General features: G+C 66.6%; 20 protein-coding genes and 1 tRNA gene. 11 read left to right on the forward strand and 10 right to left on the reverse strand.

From position 1 onward, the window contains the following. The first annotated feature begins 476 nt into the window (after nt 1-476). The 5 genes from CHB74_RS19230 to CHB74_RS19250 are packed head-to-tail and all read left to right on the forward strand — an operon-like array spanning nt 477 to nt 2,158. The gene (locus CHB74_RS19230) at nt 477-872 is read left to right on the forward strand and encodes a hypothetical protein (protein ID WP_144033863.1); all 396 of its coding nucleotides are present in this window, start codon (nt 477-479) and stop codon (nt 870-872) included. After that, a complete protein-coding gene (locus CHB74_RS19235; protein ID WP_089221132.1) occupies nt 869-1,441 on the forward strand; it encodes a hypothetical protein in 573 nt (190 codons plus the stop codon). Before CHB74_RS19230 ends, CHB74_RS19235 begins: the two co-directional genes overlap by 4 nt. Beyond that, on the forward strand, nt 1,438-1,713 hold the full coding sequence (locus CHB74_RS19240; protein WP_089221133.1) for a hypothetical protein: 276 nt from the start codon (nt 1,438-1,440) through the stop codon (nt 1,711-1,713). Before CHB74_RS19235 ends, CHB74_RS19240 begins: the two co-directional genes overlap by 4 nt. Further along, nucleotides 1,710-1,961, forward strand: coding sequence for a hypothetical protein (locus tag CHB74_RS19245; protein WP_089221134.1), 252 nt, complete (start codon nt 1,710-1,712; stop codon nt 1,959-1,961). Before CHB74_RS19240 ends, CHB74_RS19245 begins: the two co-directional genes overlap by 4 nt. After that, nucleotides 1,958-2,158 (forward strand): helix-turn-helix transcriptional regulator, encoded by a 201-nt coding sequence (locus CHB74_RS19250; protein WP_342746621.1) that lies wholly within the window; start codon nt 1,958-1,960, stop codon nt 2,156-2,158. The genes CHB74_RS19245 and CHB74_RS19250 overlap by 4 nt, the downstream gene beginning before the upstream one ends. Here the strand turns inward: CHB74_RS19250 and CHB74_RS19255 are convergent, their stop codons facing one another. Both CHB74_RS19255 and CHB74_RS19260 read right to left on the reverse strand, forming a co-directional pair. Then, nucleotides 2,159-3,451, reverse strand: a complete 1,293-nt coding sequence (locus tag CHB74_RS19255; protein WP_089221135.1) for a tyrosine-type recombinase/integrase — start codon at nt 3,449-3,451, stop codon at nt 2,159-2,161. Between the two features lie 157 nt (nt 3,452-3,608). Then, nucleotides 3,609-3,684: transfer RNA gene (locus CHB74_RS19260), tRNA-Lys, on the reverse strand. A 145-nt stretch (nt 3,685-3,829) separates the two neighbouring features. Between CHB74_RS19260 and CHB74_RS19265 the strand changes: the two genes are divergently transcribed. Genes CHB74_RS19265 through CHB74_RS19275 form a run of 3 tightly spaced genes read left to right on the forward strand, consistent with a single transcriptional unit; the run spans nt 3,830 to nt 7,070 of the window. Continuing rightward, a complete protein-coding gene (locus tag CHB74_RS19265) occupies nt 3,830-4,288 on the forward strand; it encodes a (2Fe-2S)-binding protein (protein ID WP_089221136.1) in 459 nt (152 codons plus the stop codon). A gap of 2 nt (nt 4,289-4,290) precedes the next feature. Further along, nucleotides 4,291-6,450: a xanthine dehydrogenase family protein molybdopterin-binding subunit gene (locus CHB74_RS19270; RefSeq protein WP_089221137.1), complete on the forward strand. Its 2,160-nt coding sequence runs from the start codon at nt 4,291-4,293 to the stop codon at nt 6,448-6,450. Beyond that, nucleotides 6,447-7,070 carry an Isoquinoline 1-oxidoreductase subunit gene (locus tag CHB74_RS19275; RefSeq protein ID WP_089221138.1) on the forward strand — a complete coding sequence of 208 codons (624 nt, stop codon included), beginning with the start codon at nt 6,447-6,449 and terminating at the stop codon, nt 7,068-7,070. Before CHB74_RS19270 ends, CHB74_RS19275 begins: the two co-directional genes overlap by 4 nt. A 55-nt stretch (nt 7,071-7,125) precedes the next feature. On the opposite strand, the gene CHB74_RS19280 is transcribed toward CHB74_RS19275, so the two are convergent. The 3 genes from CHB74_RS19280 to CHB74_RS19290 form a co-directional block, all read right to left on the reverse strand. Beyond that, nucleotides 7,126-8,091 carry an NAD(P)H-dependent flavin oxidoreductase gene (locus tag CHB74_RS19280; RefSeq protein WP_089221139.1) on the reverse strand — a complete coding sequence of 322 codons (966 nt, stop codon included), beginning with the start codon at nt 8,089-8,091 and terminating at the stop codon, nt 7,126-7,128. A 130-nt stretch (nt 8,092-8,221) separates the two neighbouring features. Beyond that, nucleotides 8,222-8,947: a glutathione S-transferase N-terminal domain-containing protein gene (locus CHB74_RS19285; RefSeq protein WP_089221140.1), complete on the reverse strand. Its 726-nt coding sequence runs from the start codon at nt 8,945-8,947 to the stop codon at nt 8,222-8,224. 56 nt (nt 8,948-9,003) lie between these two features. Next, nucleotides 9,004-10,305 carry a YceI family protein gene (locus CHB74_RS19290; protein WP_089221141.1) on the reverse strand — a complete coding sequence of 434 codons (1,302 nt, stop codon included), beginning with the start codon at nt 10,303-10,305 and terminating at the stop codon, nt 9,004-9,006. Nucleotides 10,306-10,507: 202 nt separating this feature from the next. On the opposite strand from CHB74_RS19290, the gene CHB74_RS19295 reads away from it, so the two are divergent. Next, the gene (locus CHB74_RS19295) at nt 10,508-11,728 is read left to right on the forward strand and encodes a diguanylate cyclase domain-containing protein (RefSeq protein ID WP_089221142.1); all 1,221 of its coding nucleotides are present in this window, start codon (nt 10,508-10,510) and stop codon (nt 11,726-11,728) included. A gap of 36 nt (nt 11,729-11,764) precedes the next feature. On the opposite strand, the gene CHB74_RS19300 is transcribed toward CHB74_RS19295, so the two are convergent. Beyond that, complete coding sequence (locus tag CHB74_RS19300) at nt 11,765-13,414, reverse strand: AMP-binding protein (protein WP_089221143.1); 1,650 nt, start codon at nt 13,412-13,414, stop codon at nt 11,765-11,767. A 166-nt stretch (nt 13,415-13,580) separates the two neighbouring features. Between CHB74_RS19300 and putA the strand changes: the two genes are divergently transcribed. Next, entirely contained in the window at nt 13,581-17,453 is a 3,873-nt protein-coding gene (gene putA, locus CHB74_RS19305; RefSeq protein WP_089221147.1) for a trifunctional transcriptional regulator/proline dehydrogenase/L-glutamate gamma-semialdehyde dehydrogenase, read from the forward strand. A gap of 65 nt (nt 17,454-17,518) precedes the next feature. Here putA and CHB74_RS19310 read toward each other — a convergent pair whose 3' ends face one another. The 4 genes from CHB74_RS19310 to CHB74_RS19325 form a co-directional block, all read right to left on the reverse strand. Then, nucleotides 17,519-18,934 carry an efflux transporter outer membrane subunit gene (locus tag CHB74_RS19310; protein WP_089221148.1) on the reverse strand — a complete coding sequence of 472 codons (1,416 nt, stop codon included), beginning with the start codon at nt 18,932-18,934 and terminating at the stop codon, nt 17,519-17,521. An 11-nt stretch (nt 18,935-18,945) separates the two neighbouring features. Next, a complete protein-coding gene (locus tag CHB74_RS19315; protein ID WP_089221149.1) occupies nt 18,946-22,113 on the reverse strand; it encodes an efflux RND transporter permease subunit in 3,168 nt (1,055 codons plus the stop codon). Between the two features lie 83 nt (nt 22,114-22,196). Next, the gene (locus CHB74_RS19320; RefSeq protein ID WP_089221144.1) at nt 22,197-23,507 is read right to left on the reverse strand and encodes an efflux RND transporter periplasmic adaptor subunit; all 1,311 of its coding nucleotides are present in this window, start codon (nt 23,505-23,507) and stop codon (nt 22,197-22,199) included. Beyond that, the gene (locus CHB74_RS19325) at nt 23,504-23,887 is read right to left on the reverse strand and encodes a hypothetical protein (protein ID WP_089221145.1); all 384 of its coding nucleotides are present in this window, start codon (nt 23,885-23,887) and stop codon (nt 23,504-23,506) included. Before CHB74_RS19325 ends, CHB74_RS19320 begins: the two co-directional genes overlap by 4 nt. A gap of 285 nt (nt 23,888-24,172) precedes the next feature. Between CHB74_RS19325 and CHB74_RS19330 the strand changes: the two genes are divergently transcribed. Beyond that, on the forward strand, nt 24,173-24,733 hold the full coding sequence (locus CHB74_RS19330) for a response regulator transcription factor (protein WP_245843050.1): 561 nt from the start codon (nt 24,173-24,175) through the stop codon (nt 24,731-24,733). Nucleotides 24,734-24,788: the final 55 nt, after the last annotated feature.

The following is a 24,788-nucleotide window of genomic DNA, read 5'->3' on the forward strand; positions in this document are numbered from 1 at the left end:
ATTATCCCGATATCGCGCTTGAGGTTCTGCGCGATCACCCGGAAGGCGACATTCTCTCCCCTCCCACCCCCTCGCGCGAGGCGAGCGAGGATCAGAACGATGATTGACGATCAGATCATCGCCCGATTCTGGGCAAAAGTAGATAAGCGCGGACCAGATGAATGCTGGGAATGGCTCGCCGCTAAGTCCCCAAAAGGATATGGCCGCATACACATAACGCCAAGAAAGTATTGTCACGCCACCCGAGTTTCATGGTCTCTCGCGAACCAGACCGAATGGCCTGACGGCCTGTTTGCGCTCCATTCCTGCGATAATCCATCGTGCGTGAACCCGCGGCATATCTGGCCGGGCACGAACGTGGACAATCAACAGGATTGCTTGGCGAAGGGGCGGAGAGCGACTGGCCCCAGAAGCCCATTTTGTGATCGTGGTCATCTGAAAAGGAAAACGGCGTCCGGGCGCCTGAGATGCACACCATGCAACACCAGATACAGCAAAGCGTGGCGCGACAGAAAGATCGCCGCCCTCAACGCGGGAGGGGCGAAGTGATGGGCGCGAAGATGGCCTCGGCAACCCGCTCCGCACTTTATGACAAGCACGGCCGCGAGATTATGGTCGGCGATATTTTGAAGGTGTTCCACTTCATCGGCCGCCGCAACAAACACCATTTCATGTTCAAGCAGGTGATGCGTGAGCAGAAGCTCGGGAAGGGTGTGGAAGATTATTTCTACATCAGCCATCTGAATTTTCGAGACGATGGCTACCACCTTCATCGCGACGGGTCGGTGTTGGGCGACTACGAAATCGTTCAGAGTATCGACGCTCAATTTGACCGGCGCCCACGTATTGATCCCAAGGAACCCCGCCCATGACCCCGCCGGAAATCACGCAGGACGATCGCCGGCTCTACGCGATCATTCTCAGGGCGTTCGGTTTCTACGCTGATGCCAACGCGCTTATTGAGGGCACATACGAGATCGAGGGCGATGATGAGGTGTGCATTCTCGCCCTCGCCACCCAACGCCAGTCCTACGAGGCGCGGATCGCGGAGTTGGAGGCTGAACGAGACGCCGCCATCCGCCGCAAGGTCGCGGCCATGGACGACCGCGACACAGAGGAAGCCCGCGCCCTCGCCGCCGAAGCGGAACTCGACGCGCTCAAATCGCAGAAGTGGGATGTGAAGCACACGGACACGATGAATACGATTGTCCAGCTTGGCATTGCTCGCGACGCCGCCGAAGCCAAGCTGGCCGAGGCGGTGGAGGTGATCCGGCCGTTTGCGCTCTGCCCAGAAAGCGGGCGAGACGGCGGGGAATTCGTCATAGCCAAGGCCCTCTACCATGACATGAAGGACTGGAACGACATTCCGCCTCGCGCCGCGCACTGGCACATGGATCAGTTCCGCCGCGCCGCCCGCTTCGTCGAGGAGAACGGAAAGTGAGCGATGTCGATCTGACATGCTACGGCACTGATGATGGCCAGCCCTGGGCTGTCTTTCGCATTGGGCATATCGATCCTGCGTTGGTCACGCTCGACGAGATCAACGCAGCACTCGACAATAGCGGCTATGATGCTGTCGAAGAAGCGGAGGTCGAGCACCTTTGGATTGTCAACGACCCCGAAGATGCTGGTGAAGAAGGGCTTTATCCTTGGCATTGGTGCCAAGCTGATACCCCAGACGCCATCGCCATCACCGGAGTGAAATTCCCATGACCCCCGCTGAGATCGCCGCGAAGCTGACGGGGGCGCAGAGGAGCATGGTGCTGGCGTCCGGGCCTGACGACATTAGCGGCCGAGAAGGGCTGGGCGTGGATATCGTGGGCAGCCGCTATCGTTCGGCTCGCGCACTGGAGGCGCTGGGCATCGGCCACCACACGCACGGCAGCGAAATTGCCGACATGTATTGGAACAGCGCCGCCGGCCTCGCCGTCCGCGAGCATCTGATGAAGGAGGGGGCATGATTATCGCCAAGGAGCGCCTCGTCCGCCTGCCCGAGGTCCGCGAGCGCACGGGACTGTCGACGGCCACGATTTACCGCAAGGTTGCGTCCGGGGATTTCCCCAATCGCGTCCAGATCAGCACCAACGTCGTGGGGTGGTACGAAAGCCAAATCGACGCATGGATCGCGAACCCGGCCGGCTGGCGGGCGGCCGCCTGATCAGCTGCCGGCCGCGCCAAGCAGGGCGTGCGCCGGCCGCAACCCTTCCGTAATGAGGTCTGCCCACTCTTGGGCAAGTTCCCGCCGGCGCGCCATATGCATCGCCCGATTATAGGCCATTTCTGAAGACGAAACGCCCTTCGGCTTGTGCGCGAGCATGGCATCGATGATGGCGCGGTCCGCCTCATTCTTCTGCTTCACCGCTCGCTCATTCATGATGGTGGAGAACGTGGAGCGCCAGCCGTGCGGCACGTGCCGGCCGCTATAGCCGTTCCGGGAATACATATAGCCGATCGTATTTTCGGACATCGGCGTCCGCGTCGATCGAACGCTGGGAAACAGGTAGGGGTAGGTGCCCGACAGCCGGCGCGCGGCGTGCAGCAGGGCGACAGCCTGATGGGGCAGGGGTGCGATATGCTCGAACGCCTCGTCCCCTTTGTCGTCCAGTTCCAGCTTCATGCGCTCGGCCGAGATCCGCCAGATCGCATCGGGGGCCGCCTCCTCGGGCTTGTCCCAATCGATCCCTTCAAATTCGCTCCATTCGGCCGCTCGGATGACGCCTGGGCGCACCGCAGTGAGCGCGAGCAGGCGCGACGCGATCTTGGTTAGCGCACCCGACGTGCCTGCCTCCATGTCCTTCAGCAGCTGACGCGCCTCGCGGACAGTCTTCAGCGCGGGCTGCTTCCCGCCGCGCGGCGTGGGCATCAGCCCTTTCTTGATGCCGGCCGCCGGGTCGATGGAGCAGAGGCTTTCGGCCATGCCGAACTGGAAAACGGCCGATATGTGCTGGCGGATGCGCTTGGCGGTATCGATCGCACCTCGCTTTTCCACCCGGCGCAAGATCTTCAAGATCATCGGCCCGTCAATCTCGGCCAGCGGAAGCTTGCCGAGATCGGGAAACACGTCGCGTTCGAACGCCTGGATAACCTTGCGCGTCTGCACGGCGGACCAGCGGGGCACCTGAAGGCCGTGCCACTGGCGCGCCACAACCTCGAAGGGTGCGCCGGCCGCCGCGTGGGCGGCCAGCTTGCGCTTGCGCTCCTCGATCGCAGGATCGCGATGATCGCGCAGCAGGCGGCGGGCGTCGTCGCGCGCCTCTCGCGCTTTTGCCAGCGAGATTTCAGGATATGGCCCGATGACCAGGCGCTTCTCTTTGGCGCCGAACCGGTATTTCAATCGCCACGACTTGAAGCCGCGCGTGGTGACGAACAGGTAGAGACCGCCGGAATCGGCGAGCTTATAGTCCTTTTCCTTGGCCGGCGCCTTGCGCGCCTGCGAGTCGGTCAGAGCCACGATGCCCCCACTATTGCCGGCCAGTGCCCCCAAAATGCCCCCAGATTGTTCGCCCTTGGGGGCATCCAGATGAGAAGCCGTGAGAAGGCCGGTGTTGCCTTACGCCGCGCTTTCTATAGGGTTTCGAGAGGGGATGCTATCGCAAGATAGGCCGTTGTGGTGGGTCCGCCGGGACTCGAACCCGGGACCTCTCGATTAAAAGTCGCTTGCTCTACCAACTGAGCTACGGACCCGCACCAATGCCGTGGCGGCCTCCTAAGCGCGGGCGGGGAAGGGGTCAACCTCGTCCGTTTTGTTGCGAATGCTTATCAGATGACATTGATCGCCCCGTCGATAAAATGCGCGTCTGTCTGGGGCGCGCAGCCGGGGTACTCGCAAATGGCCTATAATATCACCGTCAACGGCACCGCGCGTGCGGTCGATGTCGACGAAGATACCCCGCTGCTTTGGGTGATCCGCGATGAACTGGGGCTGACCGGCACCAAGTTCGGCTGTGGCGCGGCGATGTGCGGCGCCTGCACGGTGCACATGGATGGCCAGCCGCTGCGCTCATGCTCGCTCCCCATTTCGGCGGTCAGCGGCGAGATTACGACGATCGAGGCGGTGGACGGGCCCGAGGCGAAGGCCGTCCAGCAGGCCTGGGTGGCGCGGGATGTGCCGCAATGCGGCTATTGCCAGTCCGGCCAGGTGATGAGCGCGGTGGCGTTGCTGCGCGAAATCCCGAAGCCGACCGACAAGGACATCGATCTGGCGATGAACGGCAATATCTGCCGCTGTGCCACTTATGTCCGCATCCGCGCCGCGATCCACGACGCCGCCAAGCTGCTGGAGGCCTGAACATGGGCATCGAAGATATTCGCCTGTCCCGCCGGTCTGCGATCGGCGGCGCGGGTGCGCTCGTCATCGGGCTGGCGCTGCCGGCGGCGGGCCGGGCGCAGGGCGCGGCCAAGGCGGCCAGGCCGATCGATCCCAATGCCTATGTGCGCATCGGTTCGGACGATGTGGTGACGGTGTTCGTCAAGCATATCGAATTCGGTCAGGGCCCCTATACCGGCCTCGCCACGCTGGTTGCCGAGGAACTGGATGCGGATTGGGCGCGGGTGCGGGCCGAGGCGGCGGGATCCAACCCCGCCATCTATGGCAATGTCAGCCTCGGCGGCATTCAGGGCACCGGCGGGTCGACCGCGATCGCCAGCAGCTATGAACTGATGCGCCGCGCCGGCGCCACCGCGCGGGCGATGCTGGTTCAGGCGGCGGCGGCGGAATGGAATGTGCCGCCCGCGCAGATCAGCGTGGAAAAGGGCGTGATCCGCCACAAGGCCTCGGGCCGGTCCGGGCGGTTCGGCGAATTTGCCGCCGCCGCCGCCAAACTGCCGGCGCCGCAGGATGTGAAGCTGAAGGATCCCAAGGATTTCCAGCTGATCGGCAAGACCGGCGTGCGCAAGGTGGACAGCGCCGACAAGACCAACGGCAAGGCGAAGTTCGCGCTCGACATCCAGACGCCGGGGATGCTGACGGTGGTGGTGGCGCGGCCGCCGCGCTTCGGCGCGAAGATCGGCTCGTTCGACGCGGCGGATGCGCTCAAGGTGCGCGGCGTGAAGGCGGTGAAGGCGCTGCCCAGCGGCGTCGCGGTCTATGCCACCGGCATGTGGCCGGCGCTCAAGGGGCGCAGCGCGCTCAAGATCCAGTGGGACGAAAACGGGGCCGAGGCGCGCGGATCGGAAGAGATGATCGCCCAGTTCCGGGCCATGGCGCAAAAGCCGGGCGCGGTGGCGGCCAAGACCGGCGATGTCGATGCGGCGCTGGCGGCGGGCGGCGAACTGGTCGAGGCGGAATATGTCTTCCCCTTCCTCGCCCACGCACCGATGGAGCCGCTGGACGGCTATATCGAATGGGACGGCAAGAGCGCGCTCGCCCGTTTCGGCAGCCAGATCCAGACGCTCGATCATGCCGCGCTGGCCAAGGCGCTGGGCGTGCCCATGCCGCAGGTGAAGATCGAAACCATGCTCGCCGGTGGCAGTTTCGGCCGGCGCGCGACGGCGGTCGCGCATTTCGCCACCGAACTGGCCGAAGCCGCCAAGGCGATCGGGCCGGGCACGCCGGTGAAGCTGGTCTGGACGCGCGAGGACGATATTCATGGCGGCTATTATCGGCCGCTTTTCGTCCACCGGATGCGTGGTGCGGTGAAGGACGGGCAGGTCGCGGCCTGGGCCAATGACATTGTCGGCCAGTCCTTCGCCAAGGGGACGCCGTTCGAAGCGATGATGGTGAAGGACGGCGTCGATTTCGGCATGATCGAAGGCGCGCACCAGATTCCATACGACATCCCCGCCTTCCGCTGCACCGTGCAGGACGATCCGACCCCGGTGACGACCTTGTGGTGGCGCTCCGTCGGCCACACCCACACCGGCTATGCGGTGGAATGCTTCGTCGATCAGCTGCTGGAAAAGGCGGGCAAGGATCCGGTCGCCGGGCGGCTGGCGATGATGGCCAAGGCGCCGCGCGCCGCCGGTGTGCTCCGCGCGGTGGCCGAACTCGCCCGCTGGAATGGCCCCACCGCCGCCAATGGCCGCGCGCGCGGTGTCGCCGTGGTCGAAAGCTTCAACAGCTATGTCGCCCAGATCGCCGAGGTGTCGCTGGATGAAAATGGCGAGCCCAAGGTCCACAAGATCTGGTGCGCGGTCGATTGCGGCGTGGCGGTGAACCCCGATGTCGTGCGCGCGCAGGCGGAAGGCGGGATCGGTTATGGCCTCGGCCACGCGCTTTATGCCGAGGTGCCGCTGGTCAAGGGTGCGGCCGCAGTATCCAATTTCAACGACTATCGATCGCTGAGGATCATGGAAATGCCGGAGATCGAAGTGGTGATCGTGCCGTCCGCCGAACCGCCGACCGGGATCGGGGAACCCGGCGTGCCGCCGGTGGCGCCCGCTGTCGCCAATGCGCTCGCCCGGCTTGGCCGGCAGCGTCCGGCCCGCCTGCCGATGGTGCGTCCGGCATGATCCGCGCCGGCATCATCGGTGTCGCGGCGGCGATCGCCGTCGCGGCCGTGGGCGGCGCGATGGCCACCGCCGCGCCCGAACCCAAACCCACGCTGGCGACGAGCCTGCAGCCGGTTTCCGCCTTCGCCACGATCCGGGATCGCGACGCGCGGTCGCAGGCTTTGTTCGCCGAAGTCGGCAAGGTGCTCCAGCATCCGCGCTGCCTCAACTGCCACCCGGCGACCGACCGGCCCACCCAGCGCGAGGCGATGACCCCGCACATGCCGATGGTGGTGCGCGGCGATGGCGGCATCGGCGCGACTGCGCTGCGCTGCACCACCTGCCACGGCCCGGCAAACTATGATGTGTCCGGCGTCCCCGGCCATCCGGCCTGGCACCTCGCACCGCCGGAAATGGCGTGGGCCGGCAAGTCGCTCGGTCAGATCTGTCAGCAGCTCAAGGATCCGGCGCGCAATGGCGGCAAGACCATGCCCGAGATGATCGAGCATATGAAAAGCGACACGCTGGTCGGCTGGGGCTGGAAGCCGGGCGGCAAGCGCCTTCCCGCGCCCGGCACGCAGGCCGAATTCGGCGCGCTGTTCGAAGCCTGGGCCAAAAGCGGAGCGGTCTGCCCCGCCTGAGGGGCGGGGCCGCCGACGTCGTCAACCGTATTCCGGCGGCGTCGCCAACGCCGCGTTAGGCGCGGAACTTGGCGTCCAGTTCGGCCTTGGCGGCGGCATATTCGGCCTTGAAGCGGGCGATCAGGTCGCCCGCCGGCTGCACTTCGTGTATCGCGCCAATGCCCTGGCCGCAGCCCCAGATGTCGCGCCACGCCTTGGCGGTGATCGACGCGCCGAAGTCCATCGACTTGATGTCGCCCTTGGGCAGATTGTCCGGATCAAGCCCCGCCGCCACGATCGATCCGCGCAGATAATTGCCGTGCACGCCGGTGAAGAGGTCCGAATAGATGATGTCGGCGGCGCGGCCTTCGACGATGGCCTGCTTATAGGCGTCGGTCGCGGTGCCCTCGGTCGTCGCGATGAAGGGCGATCCGATATAAGCGAGGTCGGCGCCCATCGCCTGCGCGGCCAGGATCGCGCGTCCGCTGGCGATCGCGCCGGACAGGATCAGCGGCCCGGCGAACCATTCGCGGATTTCCTGGATCAACGCGAAGGGCGAAAGCCGCCCGGCATGGCCGCCAGCGCCGGCGGCCACCGCGATCAGCCCGTCGGCGCCCTTTTCCACGGCTTTGCGGGCGAAGCGATCGTCGATGATGTCGTGCAGCGTGATCCCGCCCCAGCCATGCACGGCATGGTTCAGATCCTCACGCGCGCCGAGCGAGGTGATGACGATCGGCACCTTCCATTTGGCGCACGTCGCCACATCCTCGTCCAGCCGGGCGTTGGACTTGTGGACGATCTGGTTCACCGCGAACGGGGCCGACGGCGCGTCGGGATGATCGCGGTCCCACGCCGCCAGTTCCTCGGTGATGCGGTGCAGCCATTCGTCCAGCTCGCTCTGCGGCCGCGCATTCAGCGCCGGGAAGGAACCGACGATCCCCGCCTTGCACTGCGCGATCACCAGATCGACGCCGGAGACGATGAACATGGGCGATGCGATGGCCGGCAACTGCAGCCGGTCGAAGATGGCGGGCAGGGTCATGCGCCCGGTTCTGACTGCAAGCGCGGGCTTCGTCTAGAGGCTGATCGCGCACGCATGGCGTGGCTTTTGCGTCCGCCACGCAGGACGTAGCGGCACCGGCGCCTGCAACGGGCAGGCGCCGGTATGGCGTTCAGGCCGGCGACGCGGCGGGCTTGCCCTGATCGAGCGACGCGGCGGTCTGCCCGAACAGGATCCGGCGCTGTTCGTCGGTGGTGATTCCCGGCGCGGACTGGAACTGTTCGGCCAGCGCATAGGCCCGGATCGTCGCCGGGCGCGCCGCGATCACCTCGAACCAGCGCTTCAGATGCGGAAAATCGTTCAGATCCTGCCGCTGCGCCTCATGCGGGACGATCCATGGATAGGCCGCCATGTCGGCGATCGAATAATCGCCCGCCACGAATTCGCGATCCGCCAGCCGCTTGTTGAGCACGCCGTAGAGCCGGTTGGTTTCCTTCACATAGCGTTCGATCGCATAGGGGATCGGTTCGGGGGCATAGCGGCCGAAATGGTGGTTCTGGCCCGCCATCGGGCCCAGCCCGCCCATCTGCCAGAACAGCCATTGCAGCACGTCCGCCCGGCCGCGGATATCGGTGGGGATGAAGCGCCCGGCCTTTTCGGCGAGATAGAGCAGGATCGCCCCGCTTTCGAACAGCGACACCGGGGCACCGCCATCGCCGGGTTCATGGTCGACGATCGCGGGCATCCGGTTATTGGGGGCGATCTTCAGGAATTCGGGGTCGAACTGGTCGCCCTTGCCGATGTTCACCGGCACGATGCGATAGGGCAGGCCGGTTTCTTCCAGAAACAGCGTGATCTTGTGGCCATTGGGCGTCGGCCAGTAGTGCAGGTCGATCATCGGATAGGCTCCCGTTGCAGCAGGGCGGACATCGGAAGCCGGCCGTCCGCCCGCAACTAATCCTTTCGTATAGCGGTGAAAGCGAAGTCGACGGCGACGGTGCCGGCGATGCGGTCTGTCGCTTCCCATTCGCCCGTGCCGATGCCGAAATCGCCACGGTCGATCGCTCCACCACCACTCACCGTTGCCCGGTCACCCTGGATGGCGAGCGTGAAATCCACCGCCATCGGCTTGCGCACGCCCTTGATCGTCAGGAAGCCCGATGCGCGATAGCGCCCCGGCCCGCGCGCGGTGATCCTGGTGGATCGGAAGGTCGCGCGCGCATGTGCGCCTGTGGCGAAGAAGGCATCGCCGCGCAGAGTCTCGTCGCGCGATGCGTCCTCGGTGTCGGCCGATGCCATGTCCACGCGCACCGTGATGTCGGATCGGTCGAGCGCGTCGGAGGAGAAGCGGATATCGGCGTCCCAGCGGGTGAAGCGCCCCGCCACCGGCGATCCGGTGAAGCTGGCGGTGAAGCCCAATCGGCCGCCGGGGGAGATCGCCCAGCGATGGGCCTCGACCGCCTCTTCGACGGCGTTTTCCGCGATTGCCTCCGGCGCGGCGACGCTGTTTCCGGCTGGAGCCTCGGCCGGTGGAGCGGGAGGCGGGGCCGGTTCGGCGACGGGCACCGCTTGCGGGATGGGCGCCACGGCGGCTGGTGCAGGTGTGGGCGGAGTGAAACGCGCGCCGTTGCCGGCCAGGAAGGCGCCGCCCATCAACGCCAGTGCAGCGGCATAGCTTATGGCCGAGCCGAGCCGGGAAAGGCGGCCGGGGCCGGCGGGAAGCATCCGTTCGATCAGCGCCTGACGCAGCAGCCATTGGTGACGCAGCGCGCCGGCGACGTGGAGCGCGAACAGCGCGATGCCGATCCACGCCAGCGCCGAATGCGCCGATTCGGCAAAATCGTGCGCCGGCGCGCGCAGGGCACCGTGCAGGCCCGGAATGTGCGGCCAGGGGATCGTGCCGAACAATAAAGTCGGCACCTGGATCTTCGATGCGGAGACGATCAGCCAGCCGGTCAGTGGCGCGCCGATCATGAACAGATATAGCCCGAAATGCACGGACTTGGCAGCCAGCATCGCCCAGGTGGAATCGGCATGCGGCGCGGGACGCGGTTTCCACCAGCGCACCAAGACGCGCGCGCAGCTCAGGATCAGGATGCTGATCCCGATTGACTTGTGGAGTTGATAGGCGTCGAACTGCCCCGTCGCTGCGGTCAGGTCCTCCATCCGCCATCCCAGCCCGATCTGGAAGGCGAGCGCGGCCGCGATAAGCCAATGGAGGGCGATGGCTGTCAGCGCATAACGAGGCTGCTGCATGGGTTCAGGGCTAACTTATTGTTAACGATGTGTCGAGCGTCACAGATTTGTTCCCGCGTGGGTCGTTAACCGTGCGATACGATTAGACACTCACGGCGGACGTCGAGGGGGGTTGGTTCGCCGGCAGAGGATGGGGAAAGCCATCCCGGTGCCCGTGCAGAGCCGAATTCCGCGAGTCGCACCGCCAATTCGGAGCGAGGCGATGTTTAACGGTGCATTCCATTCGGCCGTGATCGGCATGGCGCTGGTCGGGCTCGATGGCGGGCTGAAGCGGGTCAATCCGTCCTTCGCCCAGATGCTCGGCTATGAGGTCGCGGAGCTGGAACAGCTCGGCTTCCAGGCGGTCACCCATGCCGATGATCTCGACAGCGATCTCGAACTGTTCGAGGCCGTGTTGCGGGGCGAAATCGACCATTATCGGCTGGAAAAACGCTATCTGCGCCGGGACGGCGGGACGATGCACGGCATGCTCAGCGTTTCGGTGGTCCGCGACGGCGATGGCGCGGCCGAACTGTTCGTCTCCCAGATCGAGGATGTCACCCAGCAGAAGGCGGCCGAACGCTCCGCGCGTGAAGATGCCGAGCGGCTGGAACTGGCGCTCGAGGTGCTGGATGGCGGCCCCTGGCAATATGATATCGCGTCCAAGCGCTTTACCATGTCGCCCTATCTCACCCGCTTCGTCTGCGGCGAAGGCGGCGAGCCGATCGGCAATGAGGAGTTTCTGGCCCGCATCCACCCCGATGATCGCGCGCTCGATTTCGATGCTGTGGGTATGGGCGTGCAGGATCGCTCGGTCGGCTATTTCCGCATCCGCATCCACACCGGCGAATATCGCTGGGTGCGCAGCACCTGCAAGCTGCTGCGCGATGCCGCCGGCCGGCCGGAAACGATCGTCGGCGTGTCGGTGGACATTACCGACGAGCGTCATCGCCAGGCGCGGCTGCAGGCCGAGGCGGAAAGCGACGCGCTCACCGGCCTCCTCAACCGGCGCGGCTTCGAACGGCGCACGGCGGGTGATCCCGCCCGCTGGCACGGCGTGGTGGTGATCGATCTCGATCGCTTCAAGCAGGTCAATGACGATTATGGCCATGCCGCTGGCGACAAGGTGCTGCGCGAAGCCGGCAAGCGGATCGCTGCCAATGTCCGCAAGGGCGATGCGGTGGCGCGGCTGGGCGGCGATGAGTTTGCCGTGCTGCTCACCGCCGACGGGCCGTGCGATTGCCACGCACTGGCCGATCGCATGCTGCAGGCGCTCCACCGCCCCTATATGCTCGACGGCACCCCTTATGATTTCAGCGCGAGCATCGGCATCGCCTCACGCAATCACGAGGATGAGGGCGTCGACGCGTTGCTCGTCCGCGCCGACGCCGCGCTTTATGAAGCCAAGCGTGCCGGCAGGGCCGCGTGGCGGATGGCGGCCTGATCGTCCAGTCTGACGACCGTTCAGGCCGCCGACCGTTCAGGCTGAGGCCGCTGCCCGGCTGATCGCGGCGGCCTCCGCCTCGCGCAGCACGTTGCGCTGGATCTTGCCGGTCGCGGTCTTGGGCAGTTCTTCGGCAATCCGCACGAAGCGCGGCACCTTGTAGGCGGCCAGCCGCTCGCGGCAGTGGCCGATCAGTTCGGCCTCGCTGACGGTGGCGCCGCTGCGCAGCGATACATGTGCGATCACGGTTTCGCCGCGATAATCGTCAGGCGCGCCGACCACGGCGGCCTCGCGCACGGCGGGATGGGTGTGGAGCACGTCCTCCACCTCGCGCGGCCAGACCTTGAAGCCTGATGCGATGATGCAGTCCTTCTTGCGATCGACCAGGAAGAACCAGCCTTCCGCGTTCATGAAGCCGACATCGCCGGAATGCATCCAGCCGTCGGTCAGCGCGGCGGCGGTTTCGGCGGGCTTGTTCCAATAGCCGGTCATCACCTGCGGCCCGCGCATCCAGATTTCGCCGACCTCGCCGATCGGCACGGGGTTTCCGGCCTCGTCGGCCACCATCGCCTCGGTGCCGATATAGGGAACGCCGACGGAGAGTGCGCCGGATTCGGGATCGACCGGCACTTCGCGGCCGATCGGGCAGCTGTGCGTCACCGATGCGGTTTCGGTCATGCCATAGGCCGAAAGCAGCTTGTGGCCGATCCGCGTCGCGATCGTCTCGCGCAGCGCCGGGGCGATCGGTGCCCCGCCAGAATCGACCCGGTGGAAGCTGGTGAAATCGTCGAGGTTCACGTCGGGCAGGCTGGCGAGCGCGTTGAACGCGGTGACCGCCCCTACCATCCAGGTCGGCCGTTCGCGCCGGATGACGGCCAAGGTGCGGGCAGGATCGAACCGGCCGGTCAGGATCAGCGGGCAGCGCGCGACGATCGCCATCGTCAGGTGCGCGACGAAACCGGTGATGTGGAACAAGGGCGCGATGCCCAGCACTTTCGCTTCGGCGTCGATGCCGAACCAGTGGGCCATCGCCTCGCTGTTCCAGGCCAGCGTGGCGTGAGTCAGCATCGCCGCCTTGGGCGCGCCGGTGGTGCCCGATGTGTAGAGCATCAGGCCCAGATCTTCGCCCGCCACCGAAACCGGCGGGGGCGTGGGGCCGCCTTCGGCCACCGCCGCCGCCAGCGATCCGGGCGTCGCCGGATCGTCGCTGCCATCGGTGGGCACGGTCAGCACCGGATGCTGTTCGTCGATGCTGGCCAGTGCCTCGCGCACTTCGCTTTCATGGTCGGCATGGCAGATCAGCAGGGCAGGGTGGCTGTCGGCGAACTGGCGGGCGATTTCGCCCGCGCGATACATCGGGTTGCCGGGCACGGGGATCGCGCCCAGCTTCCACGCCGCCACCGTCGCGATGGCGAAAGCCGGCACATTCTGCAGGATGATGGCGATGCGGTCGCCTTGGCGCACGCCCTGTGCCACGGCCCAGCCGGCCAGCCGATCGGCTGCCGCATCCAGTTCGGCAAAGCTGATGCAGGCGTCGCCGAACAGGATCGCCGGCCGATCGCCGGCTTCCGCCACGGCCGCGCGGAACGCCACCAGCATGGTTTCATAACGCGCCGTCAGGTCGGCCGGCTGGCCTTTCGCATACAGATTCAGCCACGGCTTCGCGGCATAGGGATTCCCCGCCATCCTCACCATCCTCGTCCATCTTTTGTCTATTTTGCCGGCAGCTTCGCGCGGGCGAGTCGCGAGGGCAATATCCAAATGGATAGGGCGCCAAGATCCTATTGCCGGTTCCACCCGATTTCGCGTCGTGCTACATATGGTGCAACCGGATATTGATGAGGGTGTAACCATGGCGGATTCGACGATCGGCGTGAAGGTGAGCGACGAGCTGCGGCAGCGGCTGAAGGACGCTGCCGGCGCGATCGGGCGCACGCCGCACTGGCTGGCCAAGAAGTCGCTGATCGGGGCGATCGAGGCGATCGAACGGGGCGATCTGCGCATCACCGCCGAAGGCGTCGCGCCGGATGATGGCGAAGCGCCCGATCATGTCGAGGCGGATCATGCGCCGCAGCCCTTCATGCATTTTGCCCAGACGGTGCAGCCGCAAGGCGCGCTACGCGCCCGCATCACCTCCGCCTATCGCCTGCCCGAACGTGAATGCCTGCCTTATCTGCTGGCTGAGGCTGAGCTGCGCCCCGAACAGCAGGCGCAGGCCACTGCCACCGCCACCCGGCTCGTCACCGCGCTTCGCGAAAAAGGGCAGGGCGGCGGCGTCGAAGGGCTGATCCAGGAATATTCGCTGTCCAGCCAGGAAGGCGTGGCGCTGATGTGCCTTGCCGAAGCGTTGTTGCGCATCCCCGACCGCGCGACGCGCGACGCGCTGATCCGCGACAAGATCTCCACGGGTGACTGGCAGTCGCATGTCGGCCGCAGCCCATCGCTGTTCGTGAACGCCGCTACCTGGGGGCTGGTCGTCACCGGCAAGCTCACCTCCACCGCGTCGGAAAAGAGCCTGTCGTCGGCGCTGACCAAGCTGATCGGCCGGGGTGGCGAGCCGGTGATCCGCAAGGGCGTCGACATGGCGATGCGGATGATGGGCGAACAGTTCGTCACCGGGCAGGATATTGGCGAGGCGCTGGCCAATGCCCGCGCGATGGAGGCCAAGGGCTTCCGCTATTCCTATGACATGCTGGGTGAGGCGGCGACCACGGCGGCCGATGCCGATCGCTATTATGCCGATTATGAACGCGCCATCCACGCGATCGGCAAGGCTTCGGGCGGGCGCGGCATCTATGAAGGGCCGGGCATTTCGGTGAAGCTGTCGGCGCTCCACGCCCGCTATTCGCGCGCCCAGTCCGAACGGGTGATGACGGAACTCTTCCCCAAGCTGAAGGCGCTGGTGGTGCTGGCGCGCAGCTATGACATCGCGGTCAACATCGATGCCGAGGAAGCCGACCGGCTGGAACTTTCGCTCGATCTGCTCGAAGGGCTGTGCGCGGCGCCCGAGCTCAAGGGCTGGAACGGCATCGGCTTCGTCATCCAGGCCTATTCCAAGCGCTGCCCCCATGTCATCGACCATGTGATCGATCTGGCGCGGCGCACCGGCCACCGGCTGATGATCCGGCTGGTCAAGGGCGCTTATTGGGATAGCGAGATCAAGCGCGCGCAGGTGGACGGGCTGGAAGATTTCCCCGTCTTCACCCGCAAGGTCCACACCGACGTGTCCTACCTTGCCTGCGCCCGCAAGCTGCTTGCCGCGCCCGACGCGGTGTTCCCGCAATTCGCCACGCACAATGCCCGCACGCTGGCCAGCGTGATGGCGATGGCGGGCGGCAATTATTATGCCGGCCAATATGAATTCCAGTGCCTGCACGGCATGGGCGAACCGCTTTACGAAGAGGTCGTCGGGCCGGAGAAGCTGAACCGCCCGTGCCGCATTTATGCGCCGGTCGGCACGCATGAGACCTTGCTCGCCTATCTCGTCCGCCGCCTGCTCGAAAACGGTGCCAACAGCTCGTTCGTCAACCAGATCGGCAATGCCGATATTCCGATCGAAAATCTGATCGCCGATCCGGTGGAGGTCGCGCGGCGGATCGATCCGGTGGGCTCGCCGCACCCTGCGATCCGCAGCCCGCGTGAGCTTTATGGGCCGCAACGGCCCAATTCGGCCGGGCTCGATCTCGTCAACGAACAGCGCCTCGCCTCGTTGTCGGCGGCGTTGCTGACGAGTGCCGCGATGGCCTGGCAGGCCGAACCGGCGGACAAGGGCGGCATCGAACGCCCCGTCTACAACCCGGCCGATCATCGCGATGTCGTGGGCACGGTGTGGGATTGCACGCCGGTGATGGTTGATGCCGCGCTGGCCCGCGCGGCGCGCGAACAGGCGGTCTGGGCCGCCACCCCGGCGGCCGAGCGCGCGGCCTGCCTGCGTCGTGCGGCGGACCTCATGGAAGCGCGCATGCCCGTGCTCCTCGGCCTCATCGTCCGCGAAGCCGGCAAGTCGCTGCCCAATGCCATCGCCGAGGTGCGGGAAGCGGTGGATTTCCTGCGTTACTACGCCGATGCCTGCCAGGATTATGCGGCCGACACGCATCGCCCGCTGGGGCCGATCGCGTGCATCAGCCCGTGGAACTTCCCGCTCGCCATCTTCACCGGCCAGGTGGCGGCCGCGCTTGCGGCGGGCAACACCGTGCTCGCCAAGCCGGCGGAGGAAACCCCGCTGATCGCCGCCGATGCCGTGCGCCTGCTGCATGAGGCCGGGGTTCCGGCCGATGCGCTCCAGCTCGTCACCGGCGCGGGCGAGGTTGGCGGCCTCCTCACCGGCGATCCGCGCGTGCGCGGCGTCGTCTTCACCGGATCGACCGAGGTCGCGCGGATCATCCAGAAGACGCTGGCGGGCCGGGTCACGCCCGAAGGCCACGCCGTCCCGCTGGTCGCCGAAACCGGCGGCCTCAACGCGATGATCGTCGACAGTTCGGCGCTGGCCGAACAGGTGGTCGGCGATGTCATCGGGTCTGCGTTTGACAGCGCCGGCCAGCGTTGCTCGGCGCTGCGCATCCTTTGCGTTCAGGATGACGTGGCCGATCGCACGCTGGAAATGCTGTGGGGCGCGATGAACGAACTGGCGGTGGGCAATCCCGATCGCCTGTCCATCGATGTCGGCCCGGTGATCAGCGCCGAGGCGGCGGATCGCATCCGCGCGCATATCGATGCGATGGCGGGCAGGGGCCACAAGGTCCGCTCGCTCGAACTGGGCGGCGACACGCGGCACGGCACCTTCGTCGCGCCGACGATGATCGAGATCGGCGCGATCGCCGATGTCGAACAGGAAGTGTTCGGCCCCGTTCTCCACATCCTGCGCTATGCGCGCGAGGATCGCGATGCCGTGCTCGATCAGGTCAACGCCTCGGGCTACGGCCTCACCTTCGGCATCCATTCGCGTATCGATGAAACCATCGCGCGGCTCACGGATCGCAGCCATGCCGGCAACGTCTATGTGAACCGCAACATCATCGGCGCGATCGTCGGCGTGCAGCCGTTCGGCGGGCAGGGGCTTTCGGGCACCGGGCCGAAGGCGGGCGGCCCGCTTTATGTGCCGCGCCTGCTGGCCAGCAAGCCGGGTGCGGAAAAACCGGGCCTCGTCGCCGACGAAGCGGCGCTCGTGCCGTTCCACGCATATGTCGATTGGCTGCGCGATGCGGGCCATGGCGAGGCGCTGTTCGCGTGCAAGGCGCAGGCCGTGGGCGTGCCGCTGGGCGCGGTGGCCGAACTGCCGGGGCCGGTGGGCGAACGCAATCTCTACCGGCTGGAACCGCGCGGCACCGTCGCGCTCCTGCCATCGTCCGCTCCGGGCCTGCTGATCCAGCTTGGCGCGGCGCTGGCCACGGGCAATGACGCGGTGGTCGAAGCCGGGCACCCGGCGCTCGCGATCCTCGAAGGCCTGCCCGCGGCGCTCGCCCGGCATGTCCGCCGCAGCGCTTCGTGGGTGGATGAAGGTGATCTTGGCGCCGTCCTGTTCGAAGGCGATGCCGATGCGCTGATGGCGGTCAATGCGGCGGTGGCGGAGCGGCCGGGCCGCATCGTCACCGTACAGGGGGCCACCGCCGCCGACCTCCTCTCGAACCGATCGGGCTACAATCTCGATCTGCTGCTCGAGGAGAAGTCGGTCAGCACCAACACGGCCGCCGCGGGCGGCAATGCGACGCTGATGGCGATTGGGTAAGCAAAGCTACTCTTAAGCTACTGACAAGCCACTGATACAAAGGTGGCCGGGAAGGCAGGGGGCGTTCAGCCTTCCTGCCACCCGCCACCCAAAGCGCGGAACAGATCCACCTGCGCGGTCACGATCCGCGCATCGGCCTCGGCCAGGGCGGCCTCGGTCTCGGCAAAGGTGCGTTCGGCATCGAGCACGACCAGAAAGTCCACCCGACCTTCGCGCTGCTGGGCGCGGGCGATGCGCGCCGCGATCTCCGCCTGATCGCGCGCCGATTTCAGCGCGGTCCGCCGGTCGAGCGCATGGCCATAAGCCGACAGCGCCGTTTCGGTTTCCTGCAAGGCGCGCAGCACCGTGCCGTCAAAGCTGGCGAGCGCGCCCTGCGTGTCGGCCTCGGCACCCTGGATGCGCGCGCGCACCGCTTCCTGATTGGGGAAGTTCCAGTTGATCAGCCCGCCGACCAGCCAGCCGAGCGGCCCCGCGCCAAAGATGTTGCCGAAGCTGTTGCCGGTCGAACTCACCGATCCACCCAGCGTGATGCGGGGGTAGAGATCGGCCGTCGCCACGCCGATCCGCGCGGTTTGTGCCGCCAGCCGGCGTTCGGCCGCGCGCACGTCCGGCCTGCGGGCGAGCAGCGCCGCGCCGTCGCCCACCGGGATCGGCTTTTCCAACCGCAAGGTCGTGCCGCGCGCATTGGCGTCCGCCGGCAACTCCGCCGGGGGACGACCGGTCAGCGTTGCCAGCCGGAACCGGGCGGCGTCGCGCTCGGCGGCAAGCGGGGGGATCAGCGCCTTCTGCTGATCGCGCAGCGCCAGCGCGCGGGCCACGTCCAGCCGGGTGCCCCGGCCGGCTTCCCAACGCTTGCTGGTCAGCGTCGCGGTCTGGTCGATCAGCGTGACGATGCGTTCGGCCACGCCCAGCCGCTCGGTCGCCGAATTGAGATCGGCATAAGCACGCGCGGTTTCGGCGGCCACCGCCACGCGCACCGCATCGCGCTCGGCCTCGGCCTGCGCCACGTCGGCCCGCGCCGCTTCGACATTGCGGCTCACCCGGCCGAACAGGTCGATTTCGTAGGAAATGTCCAGCCCGGTATCGACGAACGTGTCCTCGCGGTCCACGCCGGGCGCGCGCTGGCCTTCCGGCATCCGGCCGTAATTGGCGCCGAAGCCGACACTGGTCTGCGGCAGCCGGTCGTTCTTCACGCCGCGCAGGGCGGCGCGCGCCTTGGCGATGTTGGCGACGGCGACGGCGACGTCCTTGTTGTTAGCCAGCGCTTCTTCGACCAGCCGGTCGAGCACCGGATCGTCATAGAGCCGCCACCATTGCCCTTCCGCCGCCGCGTTGGCGGTGATGGCGGCGGGCTGGCTCAAGAAGGCCCCCTGCGCCGGCGGGGCGGGGATGGGCGCCACATAATCGGGGCCCACGCCGCCGCAGCCGGCAAGCGCCAGCGCGGCAAGGCTGGAGAAAGCGAGCTTGTGGAGACGGTTCATCGTCATCCTCCTCATTCGGCAGGTTGCAGCGTCGCTTCGGGCGCGGCCGGGCGGCGGCGGAACCGATCGCCCAGATTGCGCATCGCGACATAGAAGACGGGGGTGAAGATCAGGCCGAAGCCGGTGACGCCCAGCATGCCGAAGAACACTGCCGTGCCCAGCGCCTGCCGCAGCTCCGCACCCGGCCCGCTGGCGATCATCAGCGGCAGCACGCCGAGGATGAAGGCGAAGCTGGTCATCAGGATCGGGCGCAACCGGGTTTCGGCCGCCTGCACCGCCGCGTCGATCACGCTCCGGCCCGCTTCTTCCGCCTGCTTGGCGAATTCGACGATCAGGATCGCGTTCTTGGCGGCCAGTGCGATCAGCACCACCAGGCCGATCTGCGTCAGGATATTATTGTCCATCCCCCGCAGGTTCACGCCGGTCAGCGCGGCCAGCAGCGTCATCGGCACGATCAGGATGATCGCCAATGGCAGCATCAGGCTTTCGAACTGGGCGGCGAGCACAAGGAAGACGAACACGACGGCCAGCGCAAAGACGATCGCGGCGGTGTTGCCGGCGGCGCGCTGCTGATAGGCCATGCCGGTCCATTCCCAGCCATAGCCCGACGGCAATGCCTTGGCGACGGCGGCTTCCATGCCGTCCAGCGCCTGCCCGGTCGAATAGCCCGGCGCATTCTCGCCCTCCACCTCGATCGCGGGATAGAGGTTGTAGCGGGTGACGCGATAGGGGCCGGTCTTGTCCTCGAAATTGGTCACCGCGCCGATCGGAACCATCGCACCGGAATCGGATCGGGTCTTCAGGTTGGCGATGTCCGCGATGCTCGCCCGCGACGATCCCTCGGCCTGCGCGGTCACGCGATAGGTGCGGCCGAGCAGGTTGAAATCGTTCACGAACGCCGATCCGAGATAGACCTGCAGCGCTTCGAACACCCGCGTCGGGGCGACGCCCAGCATATCGGCCTTGGCGCGGTCGATATCGGCATAGATGCGCGGGGACGGCGGATCGAGCTTGGTGTGGACGGCGAACAGCCCCGGCGTCTGGTTGCCCGCGCCGATCACGCCGCCCGTGGTCTTGTAGAGTTCCACGAAGCCCTGGCCGCTCTTGTCCTGCACCATCATCGAAAAGCCGCCGGCGGTGCCGATGCCACGGATCAGCGGCGGGGGCACGATGAAGATGCCGGCGCCGTCGAATTCGGCCGCCGCCATGCGCAGCTCCTGCGCAATCTTGTCGCCGGTCAGCCCCAGCTTCTGGCGTTCGTCGAACGGCTTGAGCACGATGAAGCTCGCCGCCGAATTGGGCTGCAGGGTCGATGACGGGCCGTCAAAGCCGGCGAACATCACCGCGCCGTCGGTGCCGGGCACCTTCAGCAGCCGCTGGACGACCTGGCGCATCATCGCGTCGGTGCGTTCCAGCGACGAACCCGGCGGCAGGCGCATCGCGGCCAGATAATAGCCCTGGTCCTGCGCCGGCACGAAGCCCGCCGGCGTCGCCCAGAACACCGCGCCGGTCAGCGCGATCAGCCCGGCATAGATGGTCAGCAGGCGCTTGGGCGCCGAAACCAGCCGACGGACCAGCGCGCCATAAGCGGCCGACAGGCGATCGAAGTTGCGGTTGAACGCGTCGCCTGCGCGCTGCACGATGCCCCGCCAGCCATGGGTCGGCTTGTGGTGCTCGCTCTTCAGCAGGCGGGCGGCCAGCGCGGGCGACAGCGTCAGCGACAGGATCAGCGAGATCGCCGTCGCGGTCGAGATCGTCACCGCGAACTGGCGGTAGAACTGGCCCGAAATGCCGTCGATGAACAGCGTCGGCACGAACACGGCGAGCAGCACCAGCACGATCGCGACGAGCGCGGTCGACACCTCGTCCATCGACCGGCGCGATGCTTCCAGCGGCGACAGGCCGTTGGCGATGTTGCGTTCGACATTCTCGACGACCACGATCGCGTCGTCGACGACGATGCCGATCGCCAGCACCAGCCCGAACAGCGACAGGTTGTTGAGCGAATAGCCCAGCGCCGCCAGCACGGCGAAGGTGCCGATCAACGAAACCGGGATGGCCAGCACCGGCACGATCGCCGCCCGCCAGCTCTGCAGGAACACCAGGATGACGATGACGACGAGGATCACGGCCTCGATCAGCGTCTCGTTCACCGCCTCGATCGACTTCTCGATGAACTCGGTCGGGTTGTAGACGGACTTATATTTCAGCCCCTTGGGGAAGGCGCCGGAAAGCTCCTTCATCGTCGCGCGCACTTCTTCCGCGGCGGCAAGCGCGTTGGAACCGGGGCGCTGGAACACGCCGATATGCACGGCCTTGTCGCCGGTCAGATAGGCGTTGACGCTGTAATCCTCGGCGCCCAGCTCGACGCGGGCGACATCGGAAAGCCGCGTCTGGCGGCCTTCGGCGTCGGTCTTGATGACGACGTTGGCGAATTGTTCGGGCTTGTTCAGCCGGCCCAGCGTCTCGACGCCGATCTGGAAGGCCGCGCCCGTATTATAAGGCGGCTGGCCCACCGCACCGGCGGCGACCTGAACGTTCTGCGCTTTCAGCGCGGCGACGATCTCGCCCGCCGTCATGTTGCGCGCGGCGGCCTTGCCCGGATCGATCCAGATCCGCATGCCATAATCGCGCGCGCCAAAGATGCGCACGTCGCCCACGCCCTCGATGCGGCTCAGCCGGTCGCGGATCTGGGTCAGCGCATAGTTCGACATATAGGCCTGATCGAGCGACCCGTCGGGCGAGATCAGGTTGATCACCATCAGGAAGTCGGGCGATGTCTTGCGGGTGACGACGCCCAGCCTGCGCACTTCTTCCGGCAGGCGCGGTTCGGCCAGCGACACGCGGTTCTGCACCAGCACCTGCGCCTCATCGAGGTCGGTGCCCAGCTTGAAGGTGACGGTGATCGTCAGCCGCCCGTCGCCGGTCGACTGGCTCGACATGTAGAGCATGTTGTCGACGCCGTTGATCTCCTGCTCCAGCGGAGCGGCAACGGTGTCGGCCACGGTTTCGGAATTGGCGCCGGGATAGGTGGCGCTCACCGTCACCGTCGGCGGCACGACTTCGGGATATTGCGAGATCGGCAGCGCGAAATAGGCGATCGCGCCGATGATCGTGATGATCACCGCGATCACGCCCGCGAAGATCGGGCGGTCAATGAAGATGCGGGATATGCGCATGGCAAATTTCCCCTGTTGGGCGCCGCTGATCCGGGCGCCCATGGTTCAGAAGCGATCCCGCCGTGGCGGGATTCGACGAAAGGTCAGCGTGCCGCGAAGGTCGCCTGCGATGATGGCGGGGCCAGCGGCCGGCCGGCCGGGGCAGTCTTCACCGCCTCGATCTTGCCGGCCCGGGTCTGCACCTTGGCGCCGGGCTGGGCCATCTGGAGGCCGCTGATGACCACCTTGTCCTTGGCCTCCAGCCCACCGCGCACGATGCGCAGCCCGTCGATCACCGCGCCCAGTTCCACGGGCTTGGCCGTCACCGAACCGTCGCCGCCGACAACCAGCACCACCTTGCGGGCCTGATCGCTCACCACCGCGCTGTCGGGCACCAGCAGCGCCGGACGGGCGCTGCCGTCCGAAAGCCGCATATTGCCGAACATGCCGGGCATCAGGAAATGATCGGGGTTGGCGATCACCGCGCGGCCCCGGATCGTGCCCGAATTGGGGTCGATGCCATTGTCGGTGAAGTCGATCTTGCCCGTCCAGCGATAGCCGGTCTCGTCCTGCAGGCGTACCTGCACGGTCGTATCCTTGACGCCGGCCTGCGCCTGTCGCTGCGCCTTCAGGTAAAGCGCCTCCGATCCGTCGAAGGTGAAATAGATCGGGTCGAGCGCATAGACCGTGGTCAGCAGCGTCGCGGTTCCGGCATTGTCGCCGGCCACCAGATTGCCGATGTCGGCACGACGATCCGAAACGCGGCCTGAAATCGGCGCGGTTACGCGGGTGAATTCCACGTCGAGCGCACGGGTGCGCACGGCCGCCTGCGCGGCGTTGACGGCGGCGTCGGCCGAACGCACGGCGGCGCGCAGATTGTCGATCTCCTCGGCGGAGACGGCTTCATCCTTGATCAGCCGTTCGGCGCGCGCCAGTTCGCTGCGGGCCAGCGTTGCGGCGGTGCGGGCGGATGCCGCGCGCGCCTGCGCCTCGGCCAGTGCCGCGTTGAACGGGCGGGGGTCGATCGTGAACAGCAACTGGCCCTTGCGGACGAAATCGCCGTCCTTGAAATGGAGGCCGATCAACTGGCCCGAAACGCGCGGCCGGATTTCCACCGCCTGGCTGGCGGTGAAGCGGCCGACATAATCGTCCCATTCGGTCACGCTGCGCTCGATCGGCGCGGCCACCGTCACGGTCGGCATCGGCGGGGCATCGGCCGACGCCGGGGCGCCGCCCAGCATCAGATGGCTGATGCCCAGAAGTGCCGCCGCCGGCACGCCGATCATTGCGGCCAGCCGAGTGCGCGAACGGCGCGGGGCCGCCGGCGGAATCGTGGCGGGGGCCGCGTCGGCGGGCACCGGCACGGCTTCGGCCTGCGCGGGTGCGAAATCGTCGTTGCGGTTGTCGTAGGTCATGCAAGGCTCCCCGAAATCTTGTTGGGCCGCGCGTCGTCGATCAGCGCCAGCAGCACATCCGCCTGGAAGGCGGAAAAGCCGGCCGCGACGAGGCGGGCGATTTCCTGATGATCGATCTTGCGGCGCCGCAGCCGGGCGAGCACCGTGAAGCGGCGCAGCGCCTCCAGCCGTTCGTTGGCGAGCGGGCGGGCGGCCTCGATGCCGAAAAGCTTGTGGCGCATCCGCTGCCACCAGCTGTCCGGCGCCAGGCTCGCCGCGTCGTCCTGCTTGGCGAGTGCGATCGCGGCCCATTCGGCGCGGTCGAACAGGCTCAGCGCCTTGCTCGCGACAACAGGGGCGGTGCCCGCGGCCGCAGCCGCGGTGAATTCCATGAAGGCCATCGTTTGTCTCCCTGGCCAGCGCGGAGGTGGTCCCCCGTCGCCGCCGCCGATCCTGGAGACGGACCGGCAATTCCCATGGCGACTAGATATTGCGTTGCGGCAGCCGGGTCATTTCAGACGAAGGTATGTCCCGGGATGCGATGGTTTAACGCCATCATACGAAGGTTTATATTGTGGCCGGTCCGGGCTAATCCATCTCGCCTTTTCCGCGGCGCACAACGGGTTGCGGTGCCGTGTCGAGTTGGACTAAAACGTGAACAGCCGAGTGGATTGAGGGGCATTTGCATGAGCGAGACAGCGATCGTTCACATCGTCGAAGATGATGAGTCGCTGCGCGCGTCGCTCGACAGCCTGTTCCGTTCGGTGGGGCTGGGCACGCGGCTGCACGGTTCCGCGCGCGCCTTCATGGATACCGAACGCCCCGACGCGCCCGGCTGCCTCGTGCTCGATATCCGCCTGCCGGGGATGAGCGGGCTGGATTTCCAGGCACAGCTCGTCGATTCCGGCGTCCACCTGCCGGTGATCCTAATGACCGGCTTTGGCGATATTCCCATGTCCGTCAGGGGGATGAAGGCGGGCGCGGTCGATTTCCTGACCAAGCCCTTTCGCGATCAGGATATGCTGGATGCCGTCGCCACCGCGATCGAGCGGGATACCGCCCGGCGCGCGGCCGAAGGCGGCGTTGCCGATCTCCACGGCCTGTTCAACACGCTGTCGCCGCGCGAACGGCAGGTGATGGCGCTCGTTACGGCGGGCAAGATGAACAAGCAGGTCGCAGGTGATCTCAACCTCAGCGAAATCACAGTTGTCAACGGCGGAGCAAAAGTCGGCCATTCGGCGGCGTAAAACCAGGCCACGGTGTTACATGCCGGGGGGAGTGGCGTGAGGGCGTAGCCCGAAG

The sequence above is a fragment of the Edaphosphingomonas laterariae genome (assembly GCF_900188165.1).
Taxonomy (GTDB): domain Bacteria; phylum Pseudomonadota; class Alphaproteobacteria; order Sphingomonadales; family Sphingomonadaceae; genus Sphingomonas_E; species Sphingomonas_E laterariae.

Coding starts and splice junctions, on each gene's coding strand:
- CHB74_RS19315 (WP_089221149.1), bottom strand. CDS start 22,113: ATGCGCATATCCCGCATCTTCATTGACCGCCCGATCTTCGCGGGCGTG.
- putA (WP_089221147.1), top strand. CDS start 13,581: ATGGCGGATTCGACGATCGGCGTGAAGGTGAGCGACGAGCTGCGGCAG.
- CHB74_RS19250 (WP_342746621.1), top strand. CDS start 1,958: ATGATTATCGCCAAGGAGCGCCTCGTCCGCCTGCCCGAGGTCCGCGAG.
- CHB74_RS19320 (WP_089221144.1), bottom strand. CDS start 23,507: ATGACCTACGACAACCGCAACGACGATTTCGCACCCGCGCAGGCCGAA.
- CHB74_RS19300 (WP_089221143.1), bottom strand. CDS start 13,414: ATGGCGGGGAATCCCTATGCCGCGAAGCCGTGGCTGAATCTGTATGCG.
- CHB74_RS19275 (WP_089221138.1), top strand. CDS start 6,447: ATGATCCGCGCCGGCATCATCGGTGTCGCGGCGGCGATCGCCGTCGCG.
- CHB74_RS19325 (WP_089221145.1), bottom strand. CDS start 23,887: ATGGCCTTCATGGAATTCACCGCGGCTGCGGCCGCGGGCACCGCCCCT.
- CHB74_RS19285 (WP_089221140.1), bottom strand. CDS start 8,947: ATGATCGACCTGCACTACTGGCCGACGCCCAATGGCCACAAGATCACG.
- CHB74_RS19280 (WP_089221139.1), bottom strand. CDS start 8,091: ATGACCCTGCCCGCCATCTTCGACCGGCTGCAGTTGCCGGCCATCGCA.
- CHB74_RS19230 (WP_144033863.1), top strand. CDS start 477: ATGCAACACCAGATACAGCAAAGCGTGGCGCGACAGAAAGATCGCCGC.
- CHB74_RS19295 (WP_089221142.1), top strand. CDS start 10,508: ATGTTTAACGGTGCATTCCATTCGGCCGTGATCGGCATGGCGCTGGTC.
- CHB74_RS19290 (WP_089221141.1), bottom strand. CDS start 10,305: ATGCAGCAGCCTCGTTATGCGCTGACAGCCATCGCCCTCCATTGGCTT.
- CHB74_RS19235 (WP_089221132.1), top strand. CDS start 869: ATGACCCCGCCGGAAATCACGCAGGACGATCGCCGGCTCTACGCGATC.
- CHB74_RS19330 (WP_245843050.1), top strand. CDS start 24,173: ATGAGCGAGACAGCGATCGTTCACATCGTCGAAGATGATGAGTCGCTG.
- CHB74_RS19310 (WP_089221148.1), bottom strand. CDS start 18,934: ATGAACCGTCTCCACAAGCTCGCTTTCTCCAGCCTTGCCGCGCTGGCG.
- CHB74_RS19270 (WP_089221137.1), top strand. CDS start 4,291: ATGGGCATCGAAGATATTCGCCTGTCCCGCCGGTCTGCGATCGGCGGC.
- CHB74_RS19245 (WP_089221134.1), top strand. CDS start 1,710: ATGACCCCCGCTGAGATCGCCGCGAAGCTGACGGGGGCGCAGAGGAGC.
- CHB74_RS19265 (WP_089221136.1), top strand. CDS start 3,830: ATGGCCTATAATATCACCGTCAACGGCACCGCGCGTGCGGTCGATGTC.